Annotated in this window: 19 protein-coding genes and 1 pseudogene; 7 read left to right on the top strand and 13 right to left on the bottom strand. The window is 71.5% G+C overall.

All coding sequences use genetic code 11. The features are described from left to right. Positions 1–45 precede the first annotated feature (45 nt). Positions 46–1,257 (bottom strand): nucleotide disphospho-sugar-binding domain-containing protein, encoded by a 1,212-nt coding sequence (locus Asi03nite_RS30000; protein ID WP_203683859.1) that lies wholly within the window; start codon positions 1,255–1,257, stop codon positions 46–48. Here Asi03nite_RS30000 and Asi03nite_RS29995 point away from each other — a divergent pair. Then, entirely contained in the window at positions 1,249–2,499 is a 1,251-nt protein-coding gene (locus Asi03nite_RS29995) for an MFS transporter (RefSeq protein ID WP_307834037.1), read from the top strand. The genes Asi03nite_RS30000 and Asi03nite_RS29995 overlap by 9 nt on opposite strands. 178 nt (positions 2,500–2,677) lie before the next feature. Here the strand turns inward: Asi03nite_RS29995 and Asi03nite_RS29990 are convergent, their stop codons facing one another. Beyond that, entirely contained in the window at positions 2,678–4,933 is a 2,256-nt protein-coding gene (locus Asi03nite_RS29990; RefSeq protein ID WP_203683857.1) for a putative bifunctional diguanylate cyclase/phosphodiesterase, read from the bottom strand. Further along, complete coding sequence (locus Asi03nite_RS29985) at positions 4,914–6,380, bottom strand: GGDEF domain-containing protein (protein ID WP_203683856.1); 1,467 nt, start codon at positions 6,378–6,380, stop codon at positions 4,914–4,916. Before Asi03nite_RS29985 ends, Asi03nite_RS29990 begins: the two co-directional genes overlap by 20 nt. A 611-nt stretch (positions 6,381–6,991) precedes the next feature. Between Asi03nite_RS29985 and Asi03nite_RS29980 the strand changes: the two genes are divergently transcribed. The 6 genes from Asi03nite_RS29980 to Asi03nite_RS29955 all read left to right on the top strand — a co-directional run bounded on the left by Asi03nite_RS29980 (position 6,992) and on the right by Asi03nite_RS29955 (position 12,796). Then, a complete protein-coding gene (locus Asi03nite_RS29980) occupies positions 6,992–7,186 on the top strand; it encodes a hypothetical protein (protein ID WP_203683855.1) in 195 nt (64 codons plus the stop codon). Continuing rightward, positions 7,183–8,460, top strand: coding sequence for an NtaA/DmoA family FMN-dependent monooxygenase (locus Asi03nite_RS29975; RefSeq protein ID WP_203683854.1), 1,278 nt, complete (start codon positions 7,183–7,185; stop codon positions 8,458–8,460). The genes Asi03nite_RS29980 and Asi03nite_RS29975 overlap by 4 nt, the downstream gene beginning before the upstream one ends. Before the next feature lie 482 nt (positions 8,461–8,942). After that, positions 8,943–9,530, top strand: coding sequence for a hypothetical protein (locus Asi03nite_RS29970; RefSeq protein WP_203683853.1), 588 nt, complete (start codon positions 8,943–8,945; stop codon positions 9,528–9,530). Between the two features lies 1 nt (position 9,531). Next, the gene (locus Asi03nite_RS29965) at positions 9,532–10,098 is read left to right on the top strand and encodes a copper resistance CopC family protein (protein ID WP_203683852.1); all 567 of its coding nucleotides are present in this window, start codon (positions 9,532–9,534) and stop codon (positions 10,096–10,098) included. A 1,161-nt stretch (positions 10,099–11,259) separates the two neighbouring features. Continuing rightward, positions 11,260–12,081 (top strand): helix-turn-helix domain-containing protein, encoded by an 822-nt coding sequence (locus Asi03nite_RS29960; protein WP_203683851.1) that lies wholly within the window; start codon positions 11,260–11,262, stop codon positions 12,079–12,081. A 67-nt stretch (positions 12,082–12,148) separates the two neighbouring features. Then, the gene (locus Asi03nite_RS29955) at positions 12,149–12,796 is read left to right on the top strand and encodes a MerR family transcriptional regulator (RefSeq protein WP_203683850.1); all 648 of its coding nucleotides are present in this window, start codon (positions 12,149–12,151) and stop codon (positions 12,794–12,796) included. A gap of 9 nt (positions 12,797–12,805) precedes the next feature. Here the strand turns inward: Asi03nite_RS29955 and Asi03nite_RS29950 are convergent, their stop codons facing one another. The 10 genes and pseudogenes from Asi03nite_RS29950 to Asi03nite_RS29905 form a co-directional block, all read right to left on the bottom strand. Next, positions 12,806–13,273 (bottom strand): SCP2 sterol-binding domain-containing protein, encoded by a 468-nt coding sequence (locus Asi03nite_RS29950; RefSeq protein WP_239103031.1) that lies wholly within the window; start codon positions 13,271–13,273, stop codon positions 12,806–12,808. A 65-nt stretch (positions 13,274–13,338) separates the two neighbouring features. Next, on the bottom strand, positions 13,339–14,697 hold the full coding sequence (locus Asi03nite_RS29945) for a cytochrome P450 (protein WP_203683849.1): 1,359 nt from the start codon (positions 14,695–14,697) through the stop codon (positions 13,339–13,341). After that, on the bottom strand, positions 14,694–15,224 hold the full coding sequence (locus tag Asi03nite_RS29940; protein ID WP_203683848.1) for a flavin reductase family protein: 531 nt from the start codon (positions 15,222–15,224) through the stop codon (positions 14,694–14,696). Before Asi03nite_RS29940 ends, Asi03nite_RS29945 begins: the two co-directional genes overlap by 4 nt. Before the next feature lie 17 nt (positions 15,225–15,241). After that, on the bottom strand, positions 15,242–15,679 hold the full coding sequence (locus Asi03nite_RS29935; RefSeq protein ID WP_203683847.1) for an acyl-CoA thioesterase: 438 nt from the start codon (positions 15,677–15,679) through the stop codon (positions 15,242–15,244). Positions 15,680–15,681: 2 nt separating this feature from the next. Then, positions 15,682–21,468 carry a type I polyketide synthase gene (locus tag Asi03nite_RS29930; RefSeq protein ID WP_203683846.1) on the bottom strand — a complete coding sequence of 1,929 codons (5,787 nt, stop codon included), beginning with the start codon at positions 21,466–21,468 and terminating at the stop codon, positions 15,682–15,684. Beyond that, a complete protein-coding gene (locus Asi03nite_RS29925) occupies positions 21,465–22,493 on the bottom strand; it encodes an enediyne biosynthesis protein (RefSeq protein WP_239103030.1) in 1,029 nt (342 codons plus the stop codon). Before Asi03nite_RS29925 ends, Asi03nite_RS29930 begins: the two co-directional genes overlap by 4 nt. A 5-nt stretch (positions 22,494–22,498) precedes the next feature. Continuing rightward, entirely contained in the window at positions 22,499–24,445 is a 1,947-nt protein-coding gene (locus Asi03nite_RS29920) for a CRTAC1 family protein (RefSeq protein WP_203683845.1), read from the bottom strand. 2 nt (positions 24,446–24,447) lie between these two features. Then, positions 24,448–25,425, bottom strand: coding sequence for a DUF1702 family protein (locus Asi03nite_RS29915; RefSeq protein WP_203683844.1), 978 nt, complete (start codon positions 25,423–25,425; stop codon positions 24,448–24,450). Between the two features lie 137 nt (positions 25,426–25,562). Then, on the bottom strand, positions 25,563–26,546 hold the full coding sequence (locus tag Asi03nite_RS29910; protein WP_203683843.1) for a DUF1702 family protein: 984 nt from the start codon (positions 26,544–26,546) through the stop codon (positions 25,563–25,565). 63 nt (positions 26,547–26,609) lie between these two features. Next, a pseudogene (locus tag Asi03nite_RS29905) lies at positions 26,610–26,889 on the bottom strand (hypothetical protein); the annotation flags it as partial.

Raw genomic sequence — 26,889 nt, 5'->3', positions numbered from 1 at the left:
ACCTGCTGCCGCACCTGGGCCGCCGTCATCGGCGCACCGGCCGGCTCACCACTCGTGCCGGGCGAGCCGGAGGGCCATGTCGGCGGGGCCGGGAAGGGCACCGATCTCGGCGGCGACCGACGCCGCGCTGGACCGCAGTCCGCTGTCGCCGAGGAGCTGGGGGATCGTATCGGCCGTCAGGTCGCGGCGATCGGCCGCGATGCCGACGCCCCTCCTGCTGACAGCGTCGGCGTTGATGAACCGGTCCGCGAAGTTTGGAAGCACCAGCTGGGGCACGCCGGCCGCGAGAGCCGTCATCGTGGTGCCGCCACCCCCGTGATGGATGATGGCGGCGCAGCTGGGCAGTAGTTCGTCGAGCGGTATCCAGCTGGCCGCTCGCGCGTTGTCCGGCAACGGTTGCACATCCTCGACCGCCGCGCCCCCGAGCGCGACGACGAACTCCGCGTCCAGGTCGGCCACGGCGGTGAGGATCTGCCGGATGATGCCGAGCCCCTCGACGATCGGCGTGACGGTGCCGATCGTCACGGCGACCCGGGGACGGGACGGCGGCTCCCGCAGCCATGGCAACTGCACCGCACCGCCGCCGTACGGTACGAAGCGCATCGGCCAGCCCTCGATCTGCTCCACCATGCTGGGAGGCGTCAGGGTCAAGGTCAGAGGTGGTGTCCGTGCCGGTGGCACGTCCAGTTCCGCGTAGAGGTCCGCCAGTTGTCGCGTGAAGTCCCGCCGAAGCGGGCCGGCGGGTACGAACGTGACGCTGACCTGGACTGCCGGGACGTCCACCGCGGCGGCCACCAAGGGACCGATCGCGGCCATCTCCTCGTGCACGACGAGATCGGGCCGCCATGCCCGCCCTAATTTCAGCGCGCCTTCGGCCAGCCGCCGGTTCACGCCCGCGAACAAGCCGATGTCGAAGCTCATGTCACGACGGCGGGCGGCTTCCCTCCCGACCTCGATCGGCGTCGATCTGACGAACTCGGCCATCCGGAAACCCGGCGCGATGTCGGCGACCAGCAGTCCGGCTTGCGCGGTGACGAGACTCTCGCCGCAGGTGCCGACGAGGACATCGTGACCAGCGGCGCGGAAGGCCCAGGTCAGCGGAACCAGCGGAAAGACCTGTCCGATTCCGGCAGTGGACAGAAATAGCACCCGCATCGATGACTTCCTCGTGCTCCCCCGGGGGTTCGCGAGCTGACGTTCATCCGGGGCTCTGCGGAAAACCCCTCCGTGCCGCCATTGTAGCCGAGAATGAGTCATATCATCCGTCTACATACCTATCGGCAAATATGTCGGACTCATCGGGGGCCGGGGGTAGCGATGTACCGATCACGGCGCGCCCCGGCCACATCGGTGTCAACCCGGGCCGGCAAGCCGCAAGCGTTCGTACTCCTGCTCGGATCCTGCACACCGGTCATGGGCGCCCTGCTCATCGCACCGGTATTGCCCGAGCTGCAGAGGTCGTTCGCCGGCACCCCCGGCGTGGAAGTCCTCGCCCCCCTGGTCATGACCGTGCCCGCCCTCAGCATCGCCCTGCTCAGCCCGATGGCCGGGATGGTGGTGGACCGCCTCGGGCGTACCCGTCTGCTGCGCTGGTCGATGCTCGCCTACGCCGTGGTCGGCACCGCGCCGCTCTGGCTGCACTCCCTGGCCGCCATCCTCGTCAGCCGAGTGCTGCTCGGCGTGATCGAGGCGGCCATCATCACCTGCTGCCTGACGCTGATAGGCGACTACTTCATCGGCGCGCGGCGTGACCGGTACCTGGCATGGCACTCCATGGTCGCGTCCAGCTCGGCGATCGTGTTCATGGCGGTCGGCGGCATCCTCGGCGCGTTCGGGTGGCGTACCCCCTTCTGGGGTTACGCCATCGCACTGCCACTACTGGCAGCCATGACGGTGGTGCTCCGGGAGCCGCGAAAGGACCTCCGAGGCGCCGATACGCCGGTCGTCGGCGTATCCGGACTGCCCCGCCGGCTCGCCCCGCTGCTGACGCTCACCTTCATCGGCGGCGTACTCCTGTTCTTCGTGTTGCAGGTCCAGCTCAGCTTCCTCCTCGACGACCTCGGCATCGGCAGCGCCGGAATCGGCGCCGCCGCCGCCCTCGCCAACCTCGGCGTCACCGTGGCGGCGATGAGCTTCGCCCGAGCAGCCCGACACGGCGCCAACCACCCACTGATAGCCGGCTTCGCGATCAGCGGGCTCGGACTGCTGGCGATGAGCCTCGGCGACCATTGGCTGACGATCACCGCCGGCGCCGTCGTCTGCGGGGTGGGCGGTGGACTGCTCATGCCCGCCCTGCTCATCGGCACCACCTCGCAACTGGCATTCGAACTGCGGGGCCGCGGCACCGCCGCCTGGATCTCCGTCTACTCGCTCAGCCAGTTCTTCTCACCGGTGGCGGTCGCCGGGATCACCGCGATGGTCGGAACGCTCGACCGTTCACTGCTGGTGTGCGCGATGGCCGGCTGGCTCACCGCCGTGATCGCGCGGTGGATGCTGTGACGGCATCCGCTGCGCACCAACGTCGGGACACTCGCCGCCCGGGGGTCGCCGGTCAGCGCCCAGCCGTCGGCCTTCCCGAAGGTCCGGCAGTACTGGCGCGTGGTGCAGGTCGTCGCGTCGGCCGGGGTGAGCCGGGCCGGCGGGTCCGTGGCCGGTGGGACCGCGAGGTGAGACCGGGTCAGGCCACCGCCGCTGTCCGGCGGGCGGTGGGCTCCGCGGCCGGCTTGCCGAAGTGGTAGCCCTGCGCCAGCCGGTAGCCCAGGCGGTGCAGTTCCGCGGCCTGTTCGGCGGTCTCGACGCCTTCGGCCACGGCGCTGAGCCCGAGGCCGTCGCTGACCCGGATGAGCGCCTCGGCGATCACCGCGTGCCGGCCCGCCATGGTCACGTTGTCGACGAACGATTTGTCGACCTTGAGGACGTCCACCGGGACGGTCTGCAGCAGGCCGAGCGACGAGTGCCCGGTGCCGAAGTCGTCCAGGGCGATCCCGACGCCCAGCGCGTGCAGATCCTCGATGGCCCGGACCGCGACGCCGCCGCTGAACACGGCGGTCTCGGTGACCTCGACGATCAGGCGCCCGGCTGGCATCCCCGTTTCGGCCAGCACGGCGGCGACCATCGCGGCGAGCCCTGGCTCGGCGAGCTGCCGGGCGGAGACGTTCACGCTGATGCGCTCCGGGGCCGTGGCCGGGTGCTCGGCGTGCCATCGGGCGAAGTCGGAGCACGCGGTCCGCATGATCCATTCACCGAGCTCGACGATCAGGCCGTTCTCCTCGGTGACCGGGACGAACTCGGCGGGACTGACGAAGCCGCGTTGCGGGTGCTGCCAGCGGACCAGCGCCTCCACGTAGCGCGGGTCGCCGGAGGGCAGCGACACGATGGGCTGGTACACCAGGCGGAACTCGCCGGTGTCCAGGGCGGCGCGCAGTTCGGCGCCGAGGCGGGCCTTCTCGTCGGTGTGTTCGTCCAGTCCGGCCGCGTACCGCCGCCACCGGCCGCCGCTGCACTTCGCCGCGTACATCGCGACGTCGGCCCGGCGCAGAACCTCCATCGCGTCGCCGGCACCGGCGCCGTCGGCGACCCCGACGCTCGCGTCCACCAGCAGCTTCTGGCCGGCCACCTCGAACGGCTCGCGCAGCGCGGCGGAGATCCGGGCGGCGTCGGCGTCGGCCTCCGCGGCCGTCGCGTCGGCGAGCAGGACAGCGAACTCGTCGCCGCCCATCCGCGCCACCAGGTCGACGTCGCCCAGCCCGTGGCGCAGGCGGTCGGCGACGGCAGCCAGCAGCGCGTCACCGACCGCGTGCCCGAGCCGGTCGTTGATCTCCTTGAAGCGGTTGAGGTCCAGAAGGCAGACCTGCGGGGAGCCGGCCGCGAGGGCCTCGCCGAGGCGGCGGCCGAATCGGCGGCGGTTGGCCAGTCCGGTGAGGTCGTCGCGCATGGCCAGCCGCTCGAGCTGCGCCGACTGGGTCTGGATCTGCCGGACGAAGCCGGCCATGCGGGCGGTCACGAGGAGGAGGACCAGGACGGCGCCGAGCCCGATGGCCGCCCACTTGATCTCATGGTGGCGCAGGCCCTGGATCATCAGCACGGCGGGCACGAGCAGGGCGCAGCCGACCAGCAGCGTGGAACGGCCCCACCCGAACCGGACGGTGGTGGCCGGGCGCGCCGAGGTGCCGGCATCGCCCATGGAGGGGTGCAGCGCGGCGCCGGCCCAGCAGACGTAGCTGCCCAGGAACGCGGCGGTGATGACCGAGGCCGGATATCCGCTCAGCGACGGCGCGAGACTCCAGGCGAGGTCACCGGCGAAGTTCAGCGCCGAGCCGGCGGCGAGCAGGACCACGCTGGTGGTGCGGGCTCCGGTGCGGGTCAGCAGCCGGGTCGCCACCGCGCACATGATCACGTCACAGCCGGGGTAGACGACGGTGAGGATCCGCTCGGACATCGGCGTGCCTTGTCCGCCCAGCGCCGGATCGATCAGGAACACCCAGTAGACCAGCGCGACACCGGTGGCCATCACCGCGGCGTCGATCATGCCGGGCACGTCCCGCCGGGCCGGTACGCCGGCGGCGAGGAGCAGGCCGGACCAGAGCAAGGGGTACGCGACGAGGTAGAGCGCGTCGTTCCAGTACGGGTACGGGTGCTCGCCGTGTAGCAGGCCACCGACCTCGAAGGCCACGTCACCGGCCACGAACGCGATGACGCCGGCGGCGAACACGTACCAGGCGTACGGCCGGGCCGGCCGGTACCGGCGCACCGCGGCGAGGATGGCCACGAACGCGGCCAGACCGATCACGTTGTACAGCGCGGGCGCGAGCACGCCCCCGACCGGAAGCAGCGGGTAGCCGAGGCAGATCAGCGTCCCCGCCGTCATCCACGTCCAGGCCAGGCGGGTCCGGCGGTCGGTGATCGTCCGCAGGTCAGGCGGCGGCGATGACATCGTCGCTCACCACCCGGTCGCGGCCGGCGTCCTTGGCCCGGTACAGCGCCTGGTCGGCACGGCCGAGCAGTTCCTCGCCGCTCTCCACGCCGTCCCAGGTCGCGACGCCGGCCGAGAAGGTGCAGCCCATCGGCGTGAGCGGGCGCAGTCGGTCGAGCAGGTCGAGGGCCTCGGCCGCGGTGGTGCCGGGCAGCAGTGCCACGAATTCCTCGCCGCCGTAGCGGGCCAGCACGTCTGCCGAGCGCAGGTTCGCCGACCACACCGCCGTCGCCTCGATGAGCAGCCGGTCCCCCGTCTGGTGGCCGTGCGTGTCGTTGAAGACCTTGAAGTGGTCGAGGTCGAGCACGGCCAGGGTGAGTGGGGCGCGGTGGCGGGCGGCGTGTTGCAGCGCCGAGGGCAGCGCGGCGTTCCAGGCGCGGCGGTTGGGCAGGTTGGTGAGCGGGTCCAGCTGGGCCGCCTCGCGCAGCAGGTCGGCGTGTTCCGCCAGTACGACGGCCTGCGCCTGGACCTGCCGGACGAGCATCGTCATCCGGGCGATGACCAGCAGGAACATGACCACCGAACCGACCACGATCGCGTACGCGTCGGGAACCCGTCCGCCACCGCTGTACGCCTGCCAGGCCAGCAACGCCGGCGCGATCAGCGTGGCGGTGGTGAGCAGCACCAGGCGGTGCAGGGTCATCGGCCGGACCCGCTGCGGGCCGGCCGTCCGGCCGATCTCCACCATGCCCGGGTGCAACGCGCCGGCGCCGAAGGCGATGTAGCCGGTCAGGTACGCGCAGTCGATCAGCCGACCGCCGAGCGTGCCCGGATCGTAGGAGGTCTGGTTGGCGAACGACCAGAAGTAGTCGCCGACGAGGAAAACCACCATGTACCCGGCGACCAGGAAGAACGCGACGTTGCGGGACCCGCCGGCGGTCAGCAGCCAGGCGACCATGGCGACCAACAGGAGATCGAAAGCCGGGTACGAGATCGCCATCACCTGGCCACCCAAGCCGAGCGACGCCTCCGCGGCCACCGGCTTCATCAGGAACACCCAGCTCAGCAGCGCGAACGCACTCGTGATGATCATCGAGTCGACGAGCGTGGCCCAGTCCCGCCCGGCGCCTCGCCGGCGCAGCAGGCTCAGCAGCCCGGCCACCTGGAGCCCGTAGCCGAGCAGGTACGGGACGTCGTACGGGTGAAAGACCTCGGCGTCGTCCGGGGCGACGAAGTAGATGATGTCGCCCACGACGTTGGCCAGTTGCCCGGCCATGAGCAGCCACCAGGCGGCCACCCCCTCGGGACGGTTGCGCCGGATGCCGACCACGATGGCCACGGCACCGGCCACCGCCACGCCGTCCCACCCCAGCACCCCGTACAGGTTGTCCGGCATCCGCAGATACAGCGCGACGAAGAGCATGCCGCAGATCAGGAAACCCACCCACGCAGGAGGACGCTTCAGCATCTGTGCCGCTTCCTCCCGTACGAATGTCCGACGCTGCTTCCCCGTGTCAGTCGGCGCGGCAGAGGCAGACCTGAGCCATTCGGCACCTGACGGCGCCCACGTGGTGGGCACCGTATCCACATCGCGACGGGTGTTCGTTCGGACGCGAATCACGGGTCGGCGGCGGGCTTGCCGAAGTGGTGGCCCTGCGGTGCCGAAGTCGTCCAGGGCGATGCCCACGCCACGGAGCGCGCGGCTCGTGCGGGGCGGTGACGGCCTGGCCGCCGAACGCGGCCGCACTGAGCCTTTCGTCGCTCAGGCGGCGTAGATCGGTGTCGGGTTCGCGGGGAGTTGCCAGCCGCCGCCGCGGTCGTCGGGATGGGCGGCTACCGGCCGGACGCCGACGCACGTGCCGAGATCCTTCGGGTGCGCGATCCGCAGGAGACCCTGACCGAGCTCGATCGGCCTCGTGAGCTGTCGCCGCGAGCAGGCTCGGCACGACCGACGGGACGCGGCAGCGATCGCCGCCGCCCGAAATACATATATAACCAATGGGAGTTGTAGACTACAGCGGGGCGGCGTTACCGTCCGAACACCGAGCGGCTACGGCACGGTACGGAAGGTGAGCCACGATGGCGGACAACCAGCCCCTGGATCGCGTGCTCGTCGACGCACCACCGGGCATCTCGCGGCGACGCCTGATCACCTCGGCCGCCGCCGGCGCCGGAGCGCTGGCCGCCGGCGGACTCGGCGGCTGGGCGCTGCTGCGCGGCCGGGAGAAGGAGATCGGCGCGTGTACCGACCGTACCGACAGGGAGTTTCGATGAGACGCACTCTCGCCACCGTCGCCAGCGCCGGCGGCCACCCCGGCCCCTACGAGCTGGCCCTCGACCCGCACCGGTCCACCCTGGCCACCGCGACACTGGTCGCCCAGCGATCCGAGGCGGCCCGGATCGACGCGCTGTTCGTGCCGGACCTGCTGGAGTTCGGCGCGCAGGGCACGATCGGCGCCCAGGAGCCGCTGATCTTCGTGGCCGCGCTCAGCCAGGTCACCTCGAAGGCGGGACTGATCGCCACCGTGTCCACGACCTTCCACCACCCGTTCAACCTGGCGCGGATGTTCGCCACGCTGGACCACGTCAGCAACGGCCGGGCCGCCTGGAACCTGGTCACCTCCTCGCTCGGGGAACAGAACTTCGGGGCGGGCGCGCTACCGTCGCCCGAGCAGCGATACGCCCGCGCCGCCGAGACGGTCGAGGTCGTGAACGCGCTGTGGGACAGCTGGCGACCGGGCGCGCTCCGCGAGGGGCCGGACGGGCGGGCGGTGCTGGACCCGTCGCTGATCGAGCCGATCCGGCACCAGGGCGAGTTCTTCTCGGTCGAGGGACCGATCAACATCCCGCCCCTGCCCCAGCGGCGGCCCGTGCTGATCCAGGCCGGACAGTCAGCGGCCGGGATCGCGCTCGGTGCCCGCCACGCCGAGATCGTCTTCACGGCGCTGCCGACGCTGGCCGACGCCCGCGCGTTCACCGGACGCATCCGGGCCCAGGCCGCGGCCCATGGCCGTACCCCCGGATTGCCGTTGATCTTCAGCTCGTTCCACGCGACCTTCGGGGCCACCGAGGCCGAGGCCCGGCGGCTGGTCCGCGAGCGCCTTGAGGCCATCGACTACGAGAAGGGCCGGGAGCTGGTCGCCGGCATGCTGGGCGGCGACATCGACCTCACCGAGGCCAAGCTGGACGAACGGCTGCCGGAGAGTCTGCTGCCGGACATCGGCGCGATCAACCGGCGGCGTGGGCGGGCCGAGATCTTCAGCCGGCTGATCCGCGAGGGACGCACGCTGCGCGAGCTGATCCAGGCCGCCCAGGACACCGGCCACTGGTCGGTGGCCGGCACACCGGAACAGCTGGCCGACGCGGTGCAGGAGCGCTTCGACGCGCGCGTGCTCGACGTGCTCTCGCTCGGTGGGCTGGCCGACGACGTACAGCACGACTTCGTCGTCAACGGGCTGCTGCACGAACTGCGCCGCCGCGGCATCGTCAAGGGCGACTACCGCGGCGCGACCCTGCGCGACAATCTCGACCTGACACCGACCCCATGAAGATCAAGACCGTGCCGGGGTACGGCGCCATGACGCGACCTTCCACGACGAAGACCCGAGCAGGCCGCTCAGCGCCGCCAAGAGCACGCCGCCGTCGGCAGCAGATCTTGGGCGGCAGCACCTGTGGTCGCAAAAGCGGGTCGCGGCGCTCACGTCGGCGTCCGAACTCGTCCGGCATCCGCTGGTCGGTGACCTCGACCCGCAATGCGATGTCGTGTCGAGCCCGACGTACTCGGTAATCAGAGGTTCGCCTGATTCTCAGGTTTTCTCTTTCTGCCACCGGGGAAACGCGGACGCTTCCGCATGCCCGCGATCGCCCGGCGTGCCCCGGCGCCGAGGCTGGTTCGTGGTGGGCGGCACCCAGAAAGCCGCGCCGCCGGCAGCTCCGGACGGGCGCGAACTGCGCACCATGGAAGAACCGCGGGACAACGTACCTGCCTAGGTTGGCGGAAGACATCGGCCAACAGATGGAAGGTCGTCTCATGACGCAGGTTGCCGGCGTGCCCTCTTCGCGGCGTGTCCTCGCGAAACTCAACGGATCATGGCATCGGAACGCGCTGCGGATCTTTCTGTTCGTCACGATCGCACACTGGGCGGAACACCTGGTACAGGCGTACCAGATCTGGGTGCTCGGCTGGCCGCGGCCGCAGGCGCGCGGCATCCTCGGACAGTTCTACCCGTGGCTGGTCACCTCTGAATGGCTGCACTACGGGTACGCCATCGTCATGCTCGTCTTCCTGGCGGTGCTGCGACGTGGTTTCACCGGACGGGCACTGACCTGGTGGACGGTGGCGCTGGCCATTCAGTTCTGGCACCACATCGAGCACCTGCTGCTGCTGATCCAGTCGCAGTCGCACTCCTACCTGTTCGGCAGCGCCGTCCCGACGAGCATTCTGCAGCTCGTCCTGCCCCGGGTCGAGCTGCACCTGTTCTACAACTCCATCGTCTTCGTCCCGATGGTGATCGCCATGTACCTGCACGTCCGGCCGGCGCCGGCCGAGCAGGCGCGGATGACGTGCTCCTGCGGTGGGCACGCCGGGGTCCCGGATCTCGCTCCGCAGGCGGGCTGAGATGCGCCGTTCGGCGGCCACGGTGGCCTGCCTGGTGCTCGGCACCATCCTCGCGCTGATCACACCGGTTCCGGCCGGGGCCGAGCCGGACCTGACCGCCGACCCGGCGCCCGGCGCGATCCTGACGACGATGCCGGCCGCGGTGACGCTGCGGTTCTCGGCGGATGTGGACCTCGAGACGTCCCACATAGCCGTCTCCGGACCGGACGGCGCCGGCCTCGCGGACGGTGAAGCCGAGCAGCCGGGCAGGACCGTGCTGCGACAGCCGGTTCGAGCAGGCGCGCCGGGTGACCTGACGGTGGCCTATCACGTGATCTTCAGCGACGGTGCGAGCACGACAGGCGCGTACCGCTTCAGCGCCGGAACCGGCGCGGTTCCCGCACCGCTCGACAGCACCGCCGAGCGGGCCGCGACCAGCGCGGTGTCCCGGCACCGGCACGACATCGACCCGTTCAGCGCGGTGTTACTGGTGATCGACGGGGCGGTGCTGGTGGCCGTCGGCGGCCTGCTCATGCTGCGGCCCCGGCACGGGAGCCCGGTCTCCCTGCGGCTCGAGGAGCCGCGGTAGGACGGCTGGGCTACGTCCGCCGTTCCGCTGCGGTTCGTGAGCCTCGGCGGGACGGCCGGACGATGACCGCCGTCCCGCGGCGACCGCCGGGATCGGCGGCCCGTGCGGCCACCGGCCACAACGCGTCAGCGACGTCGCCTTTCGGCCGGCTCACCGGCGATCGATCCGGTGTGACCCGCCGACGGCGCGCCGAGGCGTTCCCGGTGGCGCCGGGAATGGCGGAGCCGCGTGGCTCACCGGACCAGCCGCTGAGCGTGGACACGGTGAGTCCCCGCCGCCTCCCCCGGATGGGATCGCACGGTGTGAGCCGACGCTGCGACGAGGCGATGAGCGCGCATTTCCACTTCGCAAAACGGATTGCCGATGCGCTGCGGGTCGAGGGCATCCCGCAGCCGTCCACAATGACGGCAGCTCATTCGTGGGTTTCCACCGGCCCGAACCGGCGCGAATGCGGCATATGTCGGCGCCCCGCCCGGCCGCACCTGGCCGCCGGCCACCCCGGTCGCATTTCCGGAGAACTCTCGGAAATTGCGCAGCTACGCCATCGGTCTCGCCGTCGCCTCAGCCGTCGGAGGGAACCGGCCGTCGCCACTCTACGGAACGTCGCCCCCGCCTCCGGCGGTGACAAGCTCACCGCCGAAGGTGGGGCGAATCGGTCCACCGTCGACACCAGACCCGGAAACCCGCGCCGAGACCGCGGGCTCGTCACTACGCACCGCCAGCGCCGGGCGAACCAATTAGTGACCACGTCAACAGCGCGTAATCGAACATCAGACATTGACGCTATCCATTTAGTGACGCCACCGAAATCGAAGAGTCGGAATGACGCACTTTAACGTCATCCCGACTGTTGGTCAAGGGTCGCCCAGCCCGTAACCATTGCGCTATGCAATCGACTCGTCACGGCAGCATTGCATCATCGATGCCGGTCCGCTAACCTCGGTCTGGAGATCAAAGCGGATGGAAGCGTAGCGGATAAGGGTGCTCGCTGGGCGAGGGTAATCTTGACGGAAGGTTCCGGTGCCCACCATTTCTCGGCCAAGGATTATTCCAATTCATCTCACCCCAATCGTGGGACACCGCCGGGATCGACATCCGGGTAAGTTCACCAAGAATGCGAACATCAACCTTGTTGAACAAAACGCGAACATGGAGGCCACGGTGGCGGAAGCTATCGAGAAAGCCATTCTCCGAGCAGTCACGACGATGCGTGAGAACCTGGGAGAACAGCTCACGGTGGACGACATGGCCCGATCCGCCATGTTCAGCAAGTTCCACTTCACCCGGCTCTTCCAGCGCGTGACCGGCGTGTCCCCCGGCCGGTTCCTGTCCGCGCTCCGGTTGCAACGAGCCAAGGAGCTGCTGCTCTCCACCGACCTCAACGTCGCCGACATCAGTTTGACGGTGGGCTACAACAGCGTCGGGACGTTCAGCTCCCGCTTCACGCGCAGCGTCGGGATGCCACCGACCACCTATCGGCGCCGGGCCGGCTATGCGGCGCACATCGCGGTCGAGCACGGCAGAACCGGGAGCAGCGCCGACTCCCGCGTCTTCGGCAAGGTGCTGCCGACCGTGGGTGCCGCCGAGCTCGTGTTCATCGGCCTGTTCCGGGAGCGCATTCCGGAGGGCCGGCCGGCGCGGTGCGCGGTGCTGCTGGAGGCCGGCAGCTTCCAGCTCGACCGGGTGCCGAGCGGCACCTGGTACCTGCTGGCACAGGCGGTCACCGAGGATCCCGGCGGCACGGAGGAGGACTGCGACCGCGAGCCGGAGGTTCTGGTCGCCACACACGGCCCGCTGACGATCCGTCCCGACACGGCGACCGAGGTCGACCTGATGCTGGCCCCGGTGAGCGACCTCGATCCGCCGGTGCTGCTCGCGCTGCTGGAGGCCCGCAAGGCGGCGCTGGCCAGAGCGATGAGCGTGGAGGGCCTCGACGCGGCGCCGGAGCGGGTCCGCGCGTACCAGCCCGGACGAGCGGCCTGAGCCCACACCGACGAGGAGAAGCAGGAGGCGGGCGGACAGAAGCCCGCCGTCAGCGGGGAGCCCTGGCTTGCGCATATCCGAACTCAGTCGCCGTACCGGTATCCCGGTCGCCACCATCAAGTTCTATCTTCGGGAGCGCTTGCTGTTCCCGGGACACCCGACCGGCCGCAATCAGGCCCGCTACGGCGTCGAGCACCTCCGCCGTCTGCTCCTGATCCGCATCCTGACCGGTTTCGGTGACATGGACCTGGCGACTGTACGGTCGCTGCTGGCCGCGATGAGCGATCCCGAGGTGCCGCTGATCGGGCTGTACACCGCGGCGGCACGGCGGGTGGGGCCACCGGAGCCGGACGCGGACGACGAGGCGTTCCGCGAAGCCCTGGCCGATACCCTCGGGCTGGCCGGGACACAGGGCTGGACCGTGGGCGGCGACTGCGCCGCGGTCCGGCACTTCGCGCAGGTGCTGGTCGCTCTGCGCCAGCTCGGCTGCGCACAGGATCTCGGCTTCTTCGAGCCGTTCGCTCAGGCCGCCGACCGGCTCGCCGAGCAGGAGCTGGCGTTGCTGCACGAGCAGGGCGAGGGCGGCGAGATGGACGCGGTGCACGTCCGTGCCGCAGCCCTCGCCCGGGCCGTGGTCTTCGAGGTGGCCTTCGCGACGCTGCGGCAGATAGCCCTGCAGAGCCGGCTCACGCCGAACCCGGCGAACACCCCTTGATCCGTGGCGTCACGTCCCGGAGGCGGGTCCGGGCCGGGGGATGTCGAACAGCGACGGCAGCCTCATGGTCAGGCCGATGTCGCCGACGGCCCGCATCCGGCCCCGCATGAACAGCGCGAGCGGACTCGCCAGGCCGGTCACCATCAGCACGAAGTCGACAGCGCTCAACGAGAGAGCGACCTTCGGGGCGCCGGTGGGCGCCGGCGAGAGCGTGCAGACGCCGTCGGCGATCACCAGTTCGAAGGTGTCCGTGCCGTCGTCGCGGCCGCCCACTCTCCAGTGGATCACCGCCCGCAGATCGGGCGCCCGGGCGGAGCGGAAGACGCCGGCCATCCCGCTCGCCGCGCCGTGCAGCACCGCGCGGCGCCGCGGGCCGTTCAGGACGTCGCGCAGCCCGGCCGGCGACGTCGAGCGCACCAGCCCGGCCAGCTCGGCCGGGCCCCACTGCCGCGGACCGCTGTCGTCGCCGTGGATCACGGGCGCCTCACCTTCGTGCCGCTCAACACGGGGCTGCCGCGGACCGCTGTCGTCGTCGCCGTGGATCACGGGTGCCTCGCCTTCGTGACGGTCATCGGAAGGCCGCCGCGGACCCGCAGGGAGAGCATCGGCTCGGGGACGACCGCCCGGCCGGGCAGCACGGACAACTCCAGCTCGCGGGAGACCATGGCAAGCACGAAGGTGGCCTCCATCATCCCCAGATTGTTGCCGACGCAGAACCGCGGCCCGGCCCCGAACGGGAGGTAGGCGTGCCGCGGGCGGTCCGGCGTGGCCGCCGGATCGAAGCGTTCCGGGCGGAACGCGTCCGGGTCCGGCCAGTAGGCGGGGTGCCGGTGCAGGGTGTACGGACAGATCAGCACGTCCACCCCGGCCGGCACGTGGTAGCCGCCTATCACGTCCTCGTGCTGCGGGACCCGCGACAGCATCCAGACCGGTGGGTAGAGGCGCATCACCTCGTTGAGCACCATCACGGTGTACCGGAGCCGGTGCAGATCCTCGTAGACCGGCGCCCGGTCGCCGAGAACCTCGACCGCCTCCGCTCGCAGGCGCTCGCGTACCTCCGGGTGGCGGTCGACGAGGTAGAACGCCCAGCCGAGCGTGCTCGCCGTCGTCTCGTGCCCGGCCAGCAGCAGCGTGGTCAGCTCGTCGCGCATCCGCTGCCGGGCGGTCCGGGGATCCGGGTCCTCGCGGACCGCGACCATCAGGCGCGAGAGCGCGTCGTCGCCGAGCGGACGCCGGGCGCGTTCACTCACCAGCCGGTCGACGACCAGCTGCAGATCCCGCTGTGCGCGCCGGAACCGGATCTGCTGGGGCAGCGGCACCCAGAGCGGCACCATCCCGTTGGACACGGCCTCGAACATCGCCTGGTTCTGCATCACCTCGAAGAGCCGGCCCAGGCCCGTGAACGCGCGCAGATCCGTGTCGAGCAGCGTGCGGCCGAGGACGCCGAGTGTCATCGACGTCATCTCCGCCACCACGTCCACCGGCTCACCCCCGACGGCGCGGCGCAGGCGGCCGGTCAGCCGGCCGGCCTCCTGCGCGACCGCGCCGGCCTGCTCGGCCAGCCGCTTGGGGCGGAACACCGGCTGCATCCGGGTGCGCTGCGCGCGCCACAACTCCCCTTCGCTGGTGAGCAGGCCGTCGCCCAGCACCCGGCGGGCCTGAGCCAGGCCCAGCCCCTTGTGGAAGTTCGGCGCGTTGTCGACCAGGACATGTTTGGCGTGGTCGGGATGGTTGAAGAAGAACAGCGTCTTCGGCCCGAGCGTGATCCGGGCGACGTCGCCGTAGGTCCGGGCCGCCTCGGTCATCAGTCCGAGCCGATCCCGGGCCAGCTTCCACAGCAGCCTCGGCGCCGCCGACATCGGTGGGCCCGGCGGTACCCGGCGGGCGGGCGCCTGCGTCATCGGTTCGCCTCCACCGGACCGGAGGTGTCCGTGAACCTCCCGTTGAGGAAGAGCAACGCGTCACGATCCGTGTCCCGGTCCATGAACACCACCTCGCCGATGAAAATCGTGTGATCACCGCCGTCGCAGGTACGCCACAGCTCGCATTCGAACGTGGCCAGGGCGCCGGCTATCAGCGGCGCGCCGGTCACCGGCCCCGGCACCCAGTCCACCGACTCGAACTGGGCGGCGCCGAGGGGCCGGCGACGGCTGGCGAAATGCCGGGCGATCTCCTCCTGGCCGGCTGCCAGCACCGAGATGCCGAACCCGGTGGCCGCCGGCAGCCGGGTGTGCATCAGCGCTTCCCGGTCCACGCAGACCAGCACCAGCGGCGGCTCGAGCGACACCGAGGCGAACGCGTTCGCGGTCATGCCGTGCATGTGCTCGCCGCCGACCGCGACGATCGTGACCCCGGTGGCGAAGGCCGCGAATCCGCGCCGCAGCGCGGCCGCGTCCGTGACGTCGTAGGACCAGCTCGTTCCATTCATCGCCCGCCTCCGCCGGTTCAGACCCGCACGGGCGCGTACGACGCGAGCGCGCGGGTCAAGGGTTCCGGCACGCGGGTGGGCACCGTCCGGGTGTTCGGGCCGCGCATGCAGGCCACTCGCTGGCGGCCGCGGGCGACGAGAGCCTCACCACCGTCGGGGTCGAGCCGGACATAGTCGAAGGCGAACTCGACCTGGGTCTGGGCCAGGTCGACCAGGCTCATCCGGATCGCCAGCTCGTCGAAGGCGGTGATCTCCGCGAAGAACTCGCAGTCCACCTTGAGGGTGAACAGCTTGAGCCCGTCCGCCAGGTCGGCGAGGACCTCCGGGGCACGCTCCTTGAGGAACATCTCCCGGCACCGCCCCTGCCAGCGCAGGTAGTTCACGTAGTAGACGTTGCCGACGAGGTTCGTCTCCTCGAAGCCGACCGTGTGCCGGTACTCGAAATAAGCGGTCATGGTCAGTTGCTCCCGTCAACGAGTACCGACACCACCACGGGGGTGCCGTCCGGACCGAGCGCGGTGGCCAGCGACGCGATCCGCAGGTCTCCGCAGGCCAGCAGGGTCCAGGCGCCGCTGCGGCCTGGTTGCAGGCTCAGCGGGCCGTCGACCGGCGCACCGGCCTTCTGCAGGCACTCCACGGCAGTCCACACCCGGGTGAAGGCGGTGGCGGCGCCGTCGCCGTTCTGCCGCGCGATCTGGGCGGCGAGCGACGCGTGCGGACCGGCGAGCGCGTCCGCGTCCGCCTCCGGGCGCTCGACGACCGGCTCGATGTCACAGGCCACCATCGCCGCCGAGACGACCGCCACGGTGACGCCGGCGCCGTGCGAGGCCGAGACGGTGAGCCCGCCGTCGATCTCGGGACGGCCGTCCGGCCGGTACCGGACCTCGGTGCCCGCCCCGATCGCCCGGCTCACCGCCAGGGCGGTGGACTCGCGGCGCGCGTCCCCGCCCGCCGGTTCGACCACCACCGTGACGGGCGTCCCGATGAGGTCGGCAAGCGATCGTTCCAGATAGGTGCCGAGCAGCACCGGCGCCCACGGGCCCCGGCCGTCCGTGCGCCGCACCGCGCGCAGGCGCAAGCCGTCCCAGCGTTCGACGACAGTACCGTCCGTGTCGCGTACCGCGATGTCGTAGACGTAGGTGTCGCCGTCCCGGCTGCGCTCGGTGGCGCAGACGCGTACCTCCCCGTCGGGTCGCTGGCCGGCCGGGACGATCCGGTCGACACCGACCGGCAGCAGGGTTGCGTCCGGCACGCAGACCTGGTTGCCGTGCATGAGCGTGTCGCGCATGCCCGGGTCGCCCAGGACCAGCCCGTCGGGAAGGTGCGGAGCGAACCACCGCGTCTGCCCGGTGACCGCGACCGTCACGTCGATGTCACGGGCCGCGGCGCGGTGGTAGCGCCGCAGCCGGTGGAACCGGCCGCCCTGGAACAGCAGAGCGCCGTACAGATCGGTGTCCGGGTCGAGCGGAACCTCCGGCAGGTCCCCGGCCGCCGGCCGCGGCGGGCCGTCCAGGTCTCCCGCGTCTGCCCAGGTGAGCTGGGCCCGGAAGTGGTCGGTGGTGTACGCGGTCTCGGAGCTGCGGATCACCGCGGTCACGGTGCCGGGCCCGGTCACCGTGGCGGCGATGCGCAGCGTGGTGCTGCCGTCCGGCGGCACGACGATCGGCCGCAGGAACTCGGCCCGCTCGAAGGTGGGCGCACCCGGGCTGCCGGTGAGCGAGGCGCCGGCCTGGGCCATGGCCTCCATCCCGAACACCGCCGGGAACAGCAGGTCGCCGTCGAGCCGGTGGTCCTCCAGGTAACGGTCGCTGCCCACGCTCAGGTGGACCTCGGTGACCAGCTCGATGTCGGGGTAGTGGACCAGGGGCCGTTCCAGGAACCGCAGCAACGGGAGCTCGCGCTCCGCGCGCCGGATGGTGTCCAAGCCGTCGGCCCGGCTGCTGACCACGACGACCGGCGGCACGTCCGGGTCCGCGATCAGCCGCCGCAGGACCCGTACGCCGTCGTCGGAACCGATCGGTGTGACACCGTCCCGGCGCAACCCCTCCACCACGGAGAGTTTCTCGCCCATACCGACGCCGGACCACACCGACCACTCGACACAGACCGTCCGGCAAGCGGGGTGCTCGGCGGCGAACGCGGCGGTGTAGTCGGCCAGCCACTCGTTCGCGGTGGCGTAGTGTCCCTCACCGCGGAGCCCGGCCCGGCCGATGATGCTGCCGAACGTGACCAGCAGCCGCAGGTCGTCCGCGCCGACCGCCTCGATCACGGCCGCGATGCCGTCGACCTTCGGCGCGAGGGCACGGCGGAACGACTCCGCGTCCAGGCCGGTGAGCGCGGTGGGGGCGTTGTATCCGGCGCCGTGCAGGACCGCGGTGACCGGGCCGAGCGCGGCGGTGACCTCGGACACGGCACGGCGTACCTGCGCCGCGTCGCCGACGTCGGCGCGGGCGTAGTGCACCCGCAGGCCGGCCTCGTTCATCCGGTGCAGATTCGCCGCCAGCTCGGCGTCCGAGGCCGGATCCGCGCGGCCCAGCAGTCCGAGCGCGGCGCCGCTGTCGGCGGCGAGCGCCAGCGCGCACTCCGCGGTGATGCCCTTGCCGCCGCCGGTCACCAGCACCACGTCGGTCGCCGACAGCGGCGCCTCCCGGCGGGACGGCTCGATCGGCATCGGCCGCAGCAGCGGAACCAGCCGCTGACCGTCCGGCCCGTACACCGTCTCGGTGAAGCCGCTGGTGGCGGCGACCTCGGCAACGATCTCCGCCACCAACCCCGCGGCGGGTGGACCGGCGGGCCGGCGCACCACGGTCGTGCGGATCCCTGGCGCCTCCAGCCGCAGGGTCTTGGCCATCCCGGCGGCGCCCCGGCCCGCCTGCACCAGCAGGAAACGCGTGCCGGCGCCACCGGCGAGGGCGGCCCGGGCGCCCGCCAGCACCGCGCCCAGGTCCGGCTCGGCGCAGTCCTCGGGCAGCCAGACGAGCACGCCGGGGCCGACGCCGGCCACGGACAGCGCCTGGCGCAGCTCCTCGGCGACCGGGGCACCCGGAGCGCCGTACGACTGCCACTCGCCGTCCGGCTCGGCGGGGCCGGCCACCGGCCGTGGCGACGGGACCAGATCGATCTCGAACGGGCGCGACCAGGGCGCCGCCCCGGTGACCACGGAACGCTCGGCCGGGTCGCCGTCCTCCGCGGTCGCGGAGAGCTCCTCCAGGAAGTCGGCCAGCTCCCGCAGGGTGGCGGTGGCGAAGTTGGTCGGGGCCAGAGCCGGTGCCAGGCCCAGCTGCTGGGTCACCTGGTTGACCACCTGGCCCACGGTGATGGAGCTCAGATGCAGGTCGTCCAGCAGCAGGCTGTCGTCACGGACCATCTCGGCCGGCAGCTCGGCCCGTTCCGCGGTCAGGCGCCGCAGCAGCTCCAGCCCGGACTCGGTGTTCGGCTGCGGCCCGGCGACCGGCTCGGTCACCGGCTCGGCCGCGGACCGGTCCGGAGCCGGCCGGGCCGGTACGGCGTCCGGCAGGTCGACCGCCGGGACGGCCTCGCACGGGCTCGCGAAGAACGAGAACCGCGCACCGACCTCGAGGCGGCGGTTCACCCGGTCGTCGAAGAGCGCCGAGTACCGGCCCGGGGCGCCGGTGACGTACGCCGCCGCAGCCACCCGCAGCAACCCCGCGGAGGTCTCGTCGTCGGTGTCGAGGGAGACGGAGGGCACGTCGGTGATGCTGGTCGCCAGGTTGCCCAGCACCTGCCCCGGACCGACCTCGATGAAGAGGTCGACGTCCTTGGCCGCGAGGGACACGGCCTGGGAGAACAGCACCGGATCGGTGATCTGCCGGTGCAGCAGACCGGGGATGTCCGCGTCTGCCGGTAGGCTCTCGCCGGTGATCGTGGAGATCACCCGCGCGCCGATGACGCCGAAGTCCCGCGATCGGAGCCCGGCCCTGAGCACCTCGGCGGCGGGTGCCACCAGCGGTGAGTGGAAGGCGTGCGACACGGCGAGCCTCGTCCAGTTCACCCCCGCGCCGGTGGCACGGCGGCACGCCGTCTCCACGTCGACGGCGGTGCCCGCGATCACCGTCTGCGCCGGTCCGTTGTATCCGGCGATGACGACGTCGAGGTCCGACAGCAGCTCGTCCACCAGCTCCGGGCCGGCGCTGATCCCGGCCATCGTGCCCGGCGCGCTGTGGTCGGCCAACGCGCGCCCGCGCAGCGCCGCCACGGCGAGAAGTGTGTCCTCGTCCATGGCGCCCGCCCAGTGCAGGGCCGACAACTCGCCGAGACTGTGGCCGATGGCCACGGTAGCGGTGAGGCCGAGCAGGTCCAGGGCCCGGAGCCCGGCCATCGAGCCGGTGACGATGCGCGGTTGCGCCACGGCCGTCGCGACGAGGTCCCCGCTGGTGGGCAGGCCGGACTGCTCGTACCTCTCCTCGACCTCGACGAAGCGGCGCCGCAGCGCGCCACCCGTGGTGCCCCGGCCGGAGCCCTGGCCGGGGAAGAGGTATCCGATCCGGACCGCTCCGGCGACATGCCCGAGGAAGCTGCGCCGGTCGGCGCCGATCATCGTGGTCTCGCCCCCGTCGAGCGCCTCGGCCAGCCGGCGCAACCGCTGCTCGCCGTCCTCCGGCGAGGACACGACCACCGCGGCGCGGTAGGGCAGGTCACGCAGCTCGGTCTGCAGCGTCCGGGCCAGGTCGGCGAGCTGGGCGTACGCGACGGTGCCGACGAAGCCGGCCAGGCCCGAGACCCGCTCCCTGAGCTGCTCGGGCGACGCGCCGTCGACCAGCAGCAACTCGTGGTCCTGTGCCGAGGCGGCGAGCCGGCGGGTGCGGCCGGTGAAGGCCCGGCGCCGGCCCGGTTGCGTGCCCTCCAGGACGACGTGGGTGTTGATCCCGCCGAATCCCATCGCGGTCACCCCGGCGCGCAGCGCGACGTCCGCGGGCCAGGGCTCCGCGCGGCGCAGCACACGGAGGGCGGGGGCGTCGCCGGTGAGCAGGGGGTGCGGGTCGGGGCAGCCGACCGCCGGCGGTAGAACCTGCGCGTGCACGGCCAGCGCGGCCTTGATCAGACCGGCCACCCCGGCCGCTGCCTTGGTGTGCCCGATCATGGCCTTGACCGAGCTGATCGGCGCCGGCGGCGCGGACGGGTCGGCGGCCTGACGGGCCCGGGAGAGCGCCGCGAGTTCGGTGGCGTCGCCCACCTTGGTGCCGGTGCCGTGCCCCTCGAAGAGACCGACCGTCTCGATGCCGAAACCCGCCCGCTCGTACGCCCGGCGCAGCGCGACCTGATAACCGTCCACCTCGGGCCGGGTGATGCCGCCCTTGCCGTCGGACGACACTCCCCAGCCTGCGACGGTGGCGTAGACGCGATGCCCGGCGGCGCGGGCGTCCCGCTCCCGCATGAGCACGACCATCCCGCAGCCCTCGCCGGGCCAGAAACCGTTGGACCCGGCGTCGTACACCCGCATCTCGGTACGCGCCAGGGCGCCCGTCTTCGCGAAGCCGATCATCTCGAACGGGTCGATGGAGAGATCGACGCCGCCGGCCACCACCACGTCCAGGTCACCGGCGCCGAGCTGGCCGCACGCGGTGGCGACCGACAGCAGCGAGGACGAGCAGGCGCCGTCGACGGTGTACCCGCCGCCCTTGAGGTCGAAGTAGTTGCAGATGCGCCCGGCGATGGTGTTGGCGAGCCCGCCGGCAAGCGTGTCCTCGTCGATGGCCGGGAAGGGCTCCTTGTAGGACGCCTCCACGCCGGCCAGGAACTCGGCGACGCGCTGCGCGCTCCAGTCCTGGGCGGCCAGCGCGGTCGCCATCACCCGCCGCACGTACGGCCAGCGCAGGCGCATCAGGTTGGCCCGGGAGAACTCCCCGGTGAGCGTGTTGCCGACGATCACGCCGGTACGCTCGCGCGGCAGGCCCTCGGCCATCGGGAAGCCGGCGTCGGCGAGGGCCGTCGCGGCGACGTCCAGGGCGAGCCAGTGGGTCAGGTCGGTGGAGCGGAAGGTGCTGCCGGCGATCTTGTAGGCGAACCGGTCGAACTCGTAGCCCTCGATGACCGCCGCGTACCTGGTGTAGAACCGGTCGGGCGCGGAGGGGTCGGGCGAGTAGTAGTCGTCGAGGCTCATCCGCTCGGCGGGCAGCCGCCGGAACGCGCGCCGCCCGGCCAGGATGTTCTCCCAGTACTCGACGGGCGAGGCGGCGTCCGGATATCGGCACGCCATCCCGACGATCGCGATGCGTTCGCTCATGCGAGCACGACCTCCTCCGCGTCCTTGGTCCCGTCGGCCCGGTGCCCGTTGCTCTGCCCGACAGCGGCTGACTGCGGGGTGGCCCCGGCCGGGCCGGCCGGGCCGGGTGCCTGAGCCGGCGCGGGCCCGGCCGGCGCGACGTTCTTCGACAGGTGCAGCGCCCAGTGGTAGCCGCCGCGAAGCAGGCAGACGGCAGCGGTGGCGAAGAAGATCCCGTACGGGATGCTGAAGCCGGTGAGCAGCCCGTAAACCGCCGCGACTCCCCCGCCGAAGGCGACCTGCGCGGCCGGGTGCGACGGCGAGGTACCGGGGTCGGTGATCATGTAATTGGTGAACAGGATGAACGCGACGCCGGTCATCATGGCCAGGGCGGCCGGGATCGACGTGTCCAGCAGGAGGCCGCGCACCACCGCCTGCAGGGCGAAGGCGCCGACCCAGCCCAGGATCAGCCACATCCGGCCGGTCAGCTTGCCGTTGATCATCGTGCCGCCGACGATGATGATCCCCGGGATGACCCAGTCCCAGGCGCCGGTGATGTGCTCGGTGAAGTGGTACGGCGGCGCGACGCTCGCCCAGGGGAAGACGAGCAGGACGACGGCGATGCCGAAGTTGGACGGGTTCATGAAGTGGCGCATCCGTCCGCGTACCGGTGCCCGCAGCACCCACTTGGCGCCGATCGCGACGACCACGCCGAACATCATGGCCAGCACCCGGTCGTTGACGTAGATCAGCATGTTCAGGGCCATGCTGGTGATGTGCGCCGGGTACAGGAACTCGACGAGCCCGCGCAGGCCGTTGCCGCGGAAGCGGCTGGCGCGTCCCTCGATCCGCGCGCCGATCATCTCCAGCGCGATCTCGGTCGTGTAGCCGGTGGCGAGTGCGATGAACGGCCATGCCCAGGCCTGCTCGAAGCCCAGCACCGTGTAACCGAGGATGTTGAAGACCGTGATCGAGATGGCGAAGTTGCGCAGTGCCTTGATGACCTTGGGATCGTGTCGGGGGGGATTAGCAGCCGTCTGAGCCATCTCTGTCACCTTTCCTGAACGTCGCTGCCGAGCTCGAGCACATGCCGGCCCGGGTTCAGCCGCAGGCTCTGCTCGTGGGTCTGGCCGGAGCGGTCGCGCCACCGGAGCTGCACCTGCACCGGACCGGTCACATCGGCGCCGAGCCCGAGGTGGATCTCGTTGCTCCGTTTGCCGGAGTGACCACTGCCGCCGTCGACCCGCCCGATGTGGCTGCGCCCGTCCGGGGTGATCACCGTGGCCTGCGCGCCGACCACCGGGGAACCCGTCCTGGCCGGTCCGGCTGCCGGATGCAGCAGCCGCAGCCCGAGGTACGCGCCCTCGGCCCGGCCGGTGTTGTGGTAGAAGATCGGGGCGTCCCACTGGCGCGCCACCGCGAAGTCGAGCCGGCCGTCGCCGTCGGCGTCACCGGTGGCGATGCCCCGCGTCGGCACCGGCACGGCGAGACCGAGCTGTTTGGCCACGTCCACGTACCGGCCGTCCCTGCCGGGGACGAAGAAGTGCAGGCGCTGTGAGCCGCCGATGTCGTCGCCGTCGGCCACGTGCGGCCACACCGTCGTGTCCGGCAGCAGGGCGTCGTTGGTCATCGCCAGCTCCTGCAGCAACGGCCAGCGGTTGACGTCGCCCTTGACGAACCCGGTCGCCTGGGCGACCACCGTTTTGCCGCTGTTGTTGAAATCGGCGAGCTTCACGTCCCAGCCCCAGCCCGACCAGGCGAGTCCGAGATCGGAGCTGCGATCGGTGAACGGCGCGTCGCCGTCGCTGAGCTTGCGGCGCAGCTCCTCCTGGCTGGACGCGTCGTTCACGAACGCGAAGTGGCTCTCCTCCAGGCCGAACGAGGTAGCGATGTTGCTGACGTACAGGTCGTACTTGCCGTCGCCGTTGAGGTCACCGAAGTCGACACCCATGCCCTTGAAGGAGTCGGCGCCGACCCGCTTCGACTTGGGCACCAGCGGCGTCCGGCCGGTCTCGACCGTCGCGAACCGCAGCTTCCCGGGCACCGACTGGTTGTAGAGCAGCCGGTCGGGCCCGAAGTCGTTGGCCACGTACAGCTCCGGCAGCGCGTCGCCGTCGAGGTCGTTGGCGCCGGAGGCAAGCGCCCAGCCCTTCGACACGTCACCCGGCAGTACATCGTTGAGCTGCTCGAAGGTGAACCCCGGCGTGTCGCCTCGGGTGGACGCCGTCCACCGGAAGAAGTAGTCCTCCCCACCGTTGAACGCCTGCGACATGGAGTGGTTCATCGACACGCCGCTGTCCTTGGTGGGATCCAGCACCGGGCCCTGCGGGAAGTAGTTGCCGACGAACACGTCCAGGTGGCCGTCGCCGTCGAAGTCGTCCAGGGCCACGGTGTTGGTGTTCCACTGCGGGCCGGTGTAGCGGTCGGTACCGACCCCGGGCACCAGCTCGGTCGGCTGGTAGGCCGCGTTGGCCAGCGTGGAGGCACCGGGCCGGGCCAGGTACACGATCGGCGTCCGGCCCCACATGTAGACCACCAGGTCCATCCGGCCGTCCTCGTTGAGGTCGCCCGGGACGCAACCCATCGGCGCCATCACGTCGTTGGTCGGCAGCGGCGCCGGGTCGAGCGCGAAGGGCACGTACCGGTCGGCGCGGGCGCCGGGCACCGGCGTGACCGTGACCGTGTCGGTGCGCGGGTCGGTGATGCAGAGGTCGTTGTCGAGCCCGTCGCCGTCGAGGTCGTTCATCGCGACCGCGGAACCGACCGAGGAGATCCATCCGGCGATGTTCCGGTACTGCTGGTTGACCTCTCGAATGTTCTGTTGCGGCAGGCCTGCGGGAAGACTGATCGACAACGGCCGGAACGAGTATCCGGCGGCGATGCGATCCGTCTCGGCGGCCGAGGCGTACGGCAGCCGCGCTGCCTGGAACAGAGTCGCCATCAGCGCCAGCGCGACGATTCCCGGCAGGTTCCTGCGCAACCAGCGGGCTACCCGCATGATCAATTCCTCCCCAGTGACACGAACTGGCCGGCGACCCGTTGCCGCCACACCTCGTAAGCCGGCGTACCGCCCCGGGCGGCGCCGTCCCGCGGACGTTCCCGATCGCACAGCTGCGCGGCCTCGGCCGTGCTCATGCCGCAGAGCACCCGGTTGGCGGCCTCGTTGTGCGGTACCACCAGGCCGGCCCGGACCCGGGCGGAGGCGGCGAAGGCCGAACCCTGCGCCACCTGCGCCCGATGGTCGCCGGCCCGGTCCAGGAACCACTTCAGCTCGGCGTCGTCCGCTCCGCCGGCGTACGTGGCGGCCAGCCCGGCCCCGCTGTACAGCTCGGCGCGGCGGTCGGCCGGGTAACCCTCCACGAGGCCCGCGACGACTGTGGCATCGCAGCCGCCGACGAACCACAGCGCGCGACCGATGCCCTGGTCGATGGCGCGCCCGGCGTATGTTCCGGTGGTGTCGGCCGGCCAGCCGAACTCCGTCTCCCGATAGTGCTCCCGGACGTACCGGTCGGTGCGGAAGTACGCCTGGTGGAATCCGTAGCCGTCCAGCGCCAGCCAGTTCAGCAGCGGGTCGGCCGGCATGATGCGCCGCCACAGCGGCCGCGGCAGGCGCGCCATCGCCCAGCCGACACCGATCAACGCCATGTAGAGGTGCGGGTCGCCCGAGCCGTCCAGGAAGCGCCGGATGTGATCCCGGCGGCCCACCGGCAGGGCGTCACGGATCGCGAAACCCATCGCCGCGCCCTCGTAGGCGAAGCCCCGGTACCGGACCGGAACAGCCTGCAGGGGTTCGAGGACATCGTCGGGACACGACACCTCGCAGGCATTTCCCAGCCCTTCGAGGAAAGTCTCACCGATCGTTTCGAGGTTGTCCCGCGCCACCGCGTTCTTGAAATGGAAACCTCGGGTCTCCAGTTTCGTCTCCACAGCGCCGGGCGTGAACAGGCGCCGGCGAAAAGCACCGAGAATACCGGTCATGATTTCCCCAAAAAGGCTATGCCTATTGACTTCAACGATCGTCGTTCAATGGCGGATGAACGGTCTACTTCCGGCGTGCTGCTGTGTGACCCGGGCAACCCCGGCGGGTCGCGGTAAAGCAATTTCCACCATTGACGTCAGGACGGTCGTACCGGCACGAAATGATCACGGATACGACGGCGCCAGATCTCGTACGCCGGTTCCGGCCCGCCGTCCCGCGGACCGGCCACGGTGTCGTCGGCCAGGCGCACGGCGTCGGCGACGGACAGGCCGGTGAGCGCGTTCGCGGCCCACTCGGTGTGCTCCGGCACCAGACCGGCGTGGTGGCGCGCCTTGACGGCGAACACGGCGCCCTGGCAGAGGTGCGGGGCCGACTCCCCCGCCGCCGTTCGCAACGCGCGCAGGGCCCCGCGATCACAGCCGCCGGCGAACGTCGCGGCCAGGCCGACACCGCTCCACAGGTCGGCGCGCCGGTGCTCGGCGAACCGCCCCACGGCCGCCGCGACGGCGGGCACCGTCGCGCCGTGGACGAACCACAGCGCCCGGCCGATGCCCTGGTCCACCGCGCGGGAGAAGTAGCCCGGGTCGCCCTGCCACGGATAGGGGTCCGGGACGACCGCCCGGTCGACCCACCGGGTGGTGTCGAAGTAGGCGCGGTCGAACCCGTACCCGTCCACCGCGAGCCAGCTCATCGTCGGGTGATAGGCGGAGACGGGCAGGTCCGGCACGACCTTGCGCCACAGCTGCCGCGGCAGCCGGGCCATCGCGAACCCGATTCCTATGTACGCCAGGAAGATGTGCCGTTCCCCGGGTCCTTCGAGCAGCTCCCGGGTGCGTCGCCCCGGCCGTCCCAGGACGTCGCGGATGGTGAACGCCATCGTGGCGCCCTCGTACGCGAAGCCGCGGTGCACGGGGTCCACCAGATCGAGCCGCCGCTGCACCTCCCACAGTCCGCCGGCCTCGATGCCCCACTCGAAGCCGCAGATCACCGCCTGCGGCACCGCCTCGAGCGACGGCGCCGCCGGCGACCCGGCGCCGGGGAAGCCGCGCGCGGCGAAAGTGACGTCGAACAGCGCGGGCGCCATCGCCAGCCGGCGCAGCGCCCCCCATACCCGTGCCATCGATCCTCCGTCTCTGCGGCCGGATCACCACGACCCGGCAGGCTCTCCCGGCCGGCGCGTCCGTCAGCGGACGTCCGGCGCGGTGGCGGTGCCCGCCGCCAGGCCGGTGAGCCGCCCGGCCGCGGTGAGCGCGGCCCAGGACGTCAGCGAGAGCAGCGCGCGGTCCGCGGGTTGCCGCTCGCGCCATCGGGCCACGGTGCTGCCGTCCACCCGATACGCGGCCTTGGCGGTCAGCAGGGCCAGCCGGCCCGCCGCGCGGTCCTGCGGCGGCAGGCGGGCCAGCTCCTCGTCCAGCCACTCCGTGCCGAGTGGCGGCGGTCGGCCGTCCCACCGGCCGACCGCC

Origin of the sequence: Actinoplanes siamensis, assembly GCF_016862395.1 — a bacterium.
Lineage (GTDB): Bacteria > Actinomycetota > Actinomycetes > Mycobacteriales > Micromonosporaceae > Actinoplanes > Actinoplanes siamensis.
Note: the sequence above shows the minus strand (reverse complement) of the source record. Positions and strands in the feature narration are given on the sequence as shown.

Bases quoted from the DNA above. Each gene is read 5' to 3' on its own strand.
- Asi03nite_RS29970 (WP_203683853.1), top strand. From the start codon at position 8,943: ATGACGCAGGTTGCCGGCGTGCCCTCTTCGCGGCGTGTCCTCGCGAAA.
- Asi03nite_RS29915 (WP_203683844.1), bottom strand. From the start codon at position 25,425: ATGACCGGTATTCTCGGTGCTTTTCGCCGGCGCCTGTTCACGCCCGGC.
- Asi03nite_RS29920 (WP_203683845.1), bottom strand. From the start codon at position 24,445: ATGCGGGTAGCCCGCTGGTTGCGCAGGAACCTGCCGGGAATCGTCGCG.
- Asi03nite_RS29940 (WP_203683848.1), bottom strand. From the start codon at position 15,224: ATGAATGGAACGAGCTGGTCCTACGACGTCACGGACGCGGCCGCGCTG.
- Asi03nite_RS29980 (WP_203683855.1), top strand. From the start codon at position 6,992: ATGGCGGACAACCAGCCCCTGGATCGCGTGCTCGTCGACGCACCACCG.
- Asi03nite_RS29995 (WP_307834037.1), top strand. From the start codon at position 1,249: ATGAGTCATATCATCCGTCTACATACCTATCGGCAAATATGTCGGACT.
- Asi03nite_RS29990 (WP_203683857.1), bottom strand. From the start codon at position 4,933: ATGTCATCGCCGCCGCCTGACCTGCGGACGATCACCGACCGCCGGACC.
- Asi03nite_RS29935 (WP_203683847.1), bottom strand. From the start codon at position 15,679: ATGACCGCTTATTTCGAGTACCGGCACACGGTCGGCTTCGAGGAGACG.
- Asi03nite_RS29925 (WP_239103030.1), bottom strand. From the start codon at position 22,493: ATGGCTCAGACGGCTGCTAATCCCCCCCGACACGATCCCAAGGTCATC.
- Asi03nite_RS29965 (WP_203683852.1), top strand. From the start codon at position 9,532: ATGCGCCGTTCGGCGGCCACGGTGGCCTGCCTGGTGCTCGGCACCATC.
- Asi03nite_RS29930 (WP_203683846.1), bottom strand. From the start codon at position 21,468: ATGAGCGAACGCATCGCGATCGTCGGGATGGCGTGCCGATATCCGGAC.
- Asi03nite_RS29975 (WP_203683854.1), top strand. From the start codon at position 7,183: ATGAGACGCACTCTCGCCACCGTCGCCAGCGCCGGCGGCCACCCCGGC.
- Asi03nite_RS29945 (WP_203683849.1), bottom strand. From the start codon at position 14,697: ATGACGCAGGCGCCCGCCCGCCGGGTACCGCCGGGCCCACCGATGTCG.
- Asi03nite_RS30000 (WP_203683859.1), bottom strand. From the start codon at position 1,257: ATGACTCATTCTCGGCTACAATGGCGGCACGGAGGGGTTTTCCGCAGA.
- Asi03nite_RS29985 (WP_203683856.1), bottom strand. From the start codon at position 6,380: ATGCTGAAGCGTCCTCCTGCGTGGGTGGGTTTCCTGATCTGCGGCATG.
- Asi03nite_RS29910 (WP_203683843.1), bottom strand. From the start codon at position 26,546: ATGGCACGGGTATGGGGGGCGCTGCGCCGGCTGGCGATGGCGCCCGCG.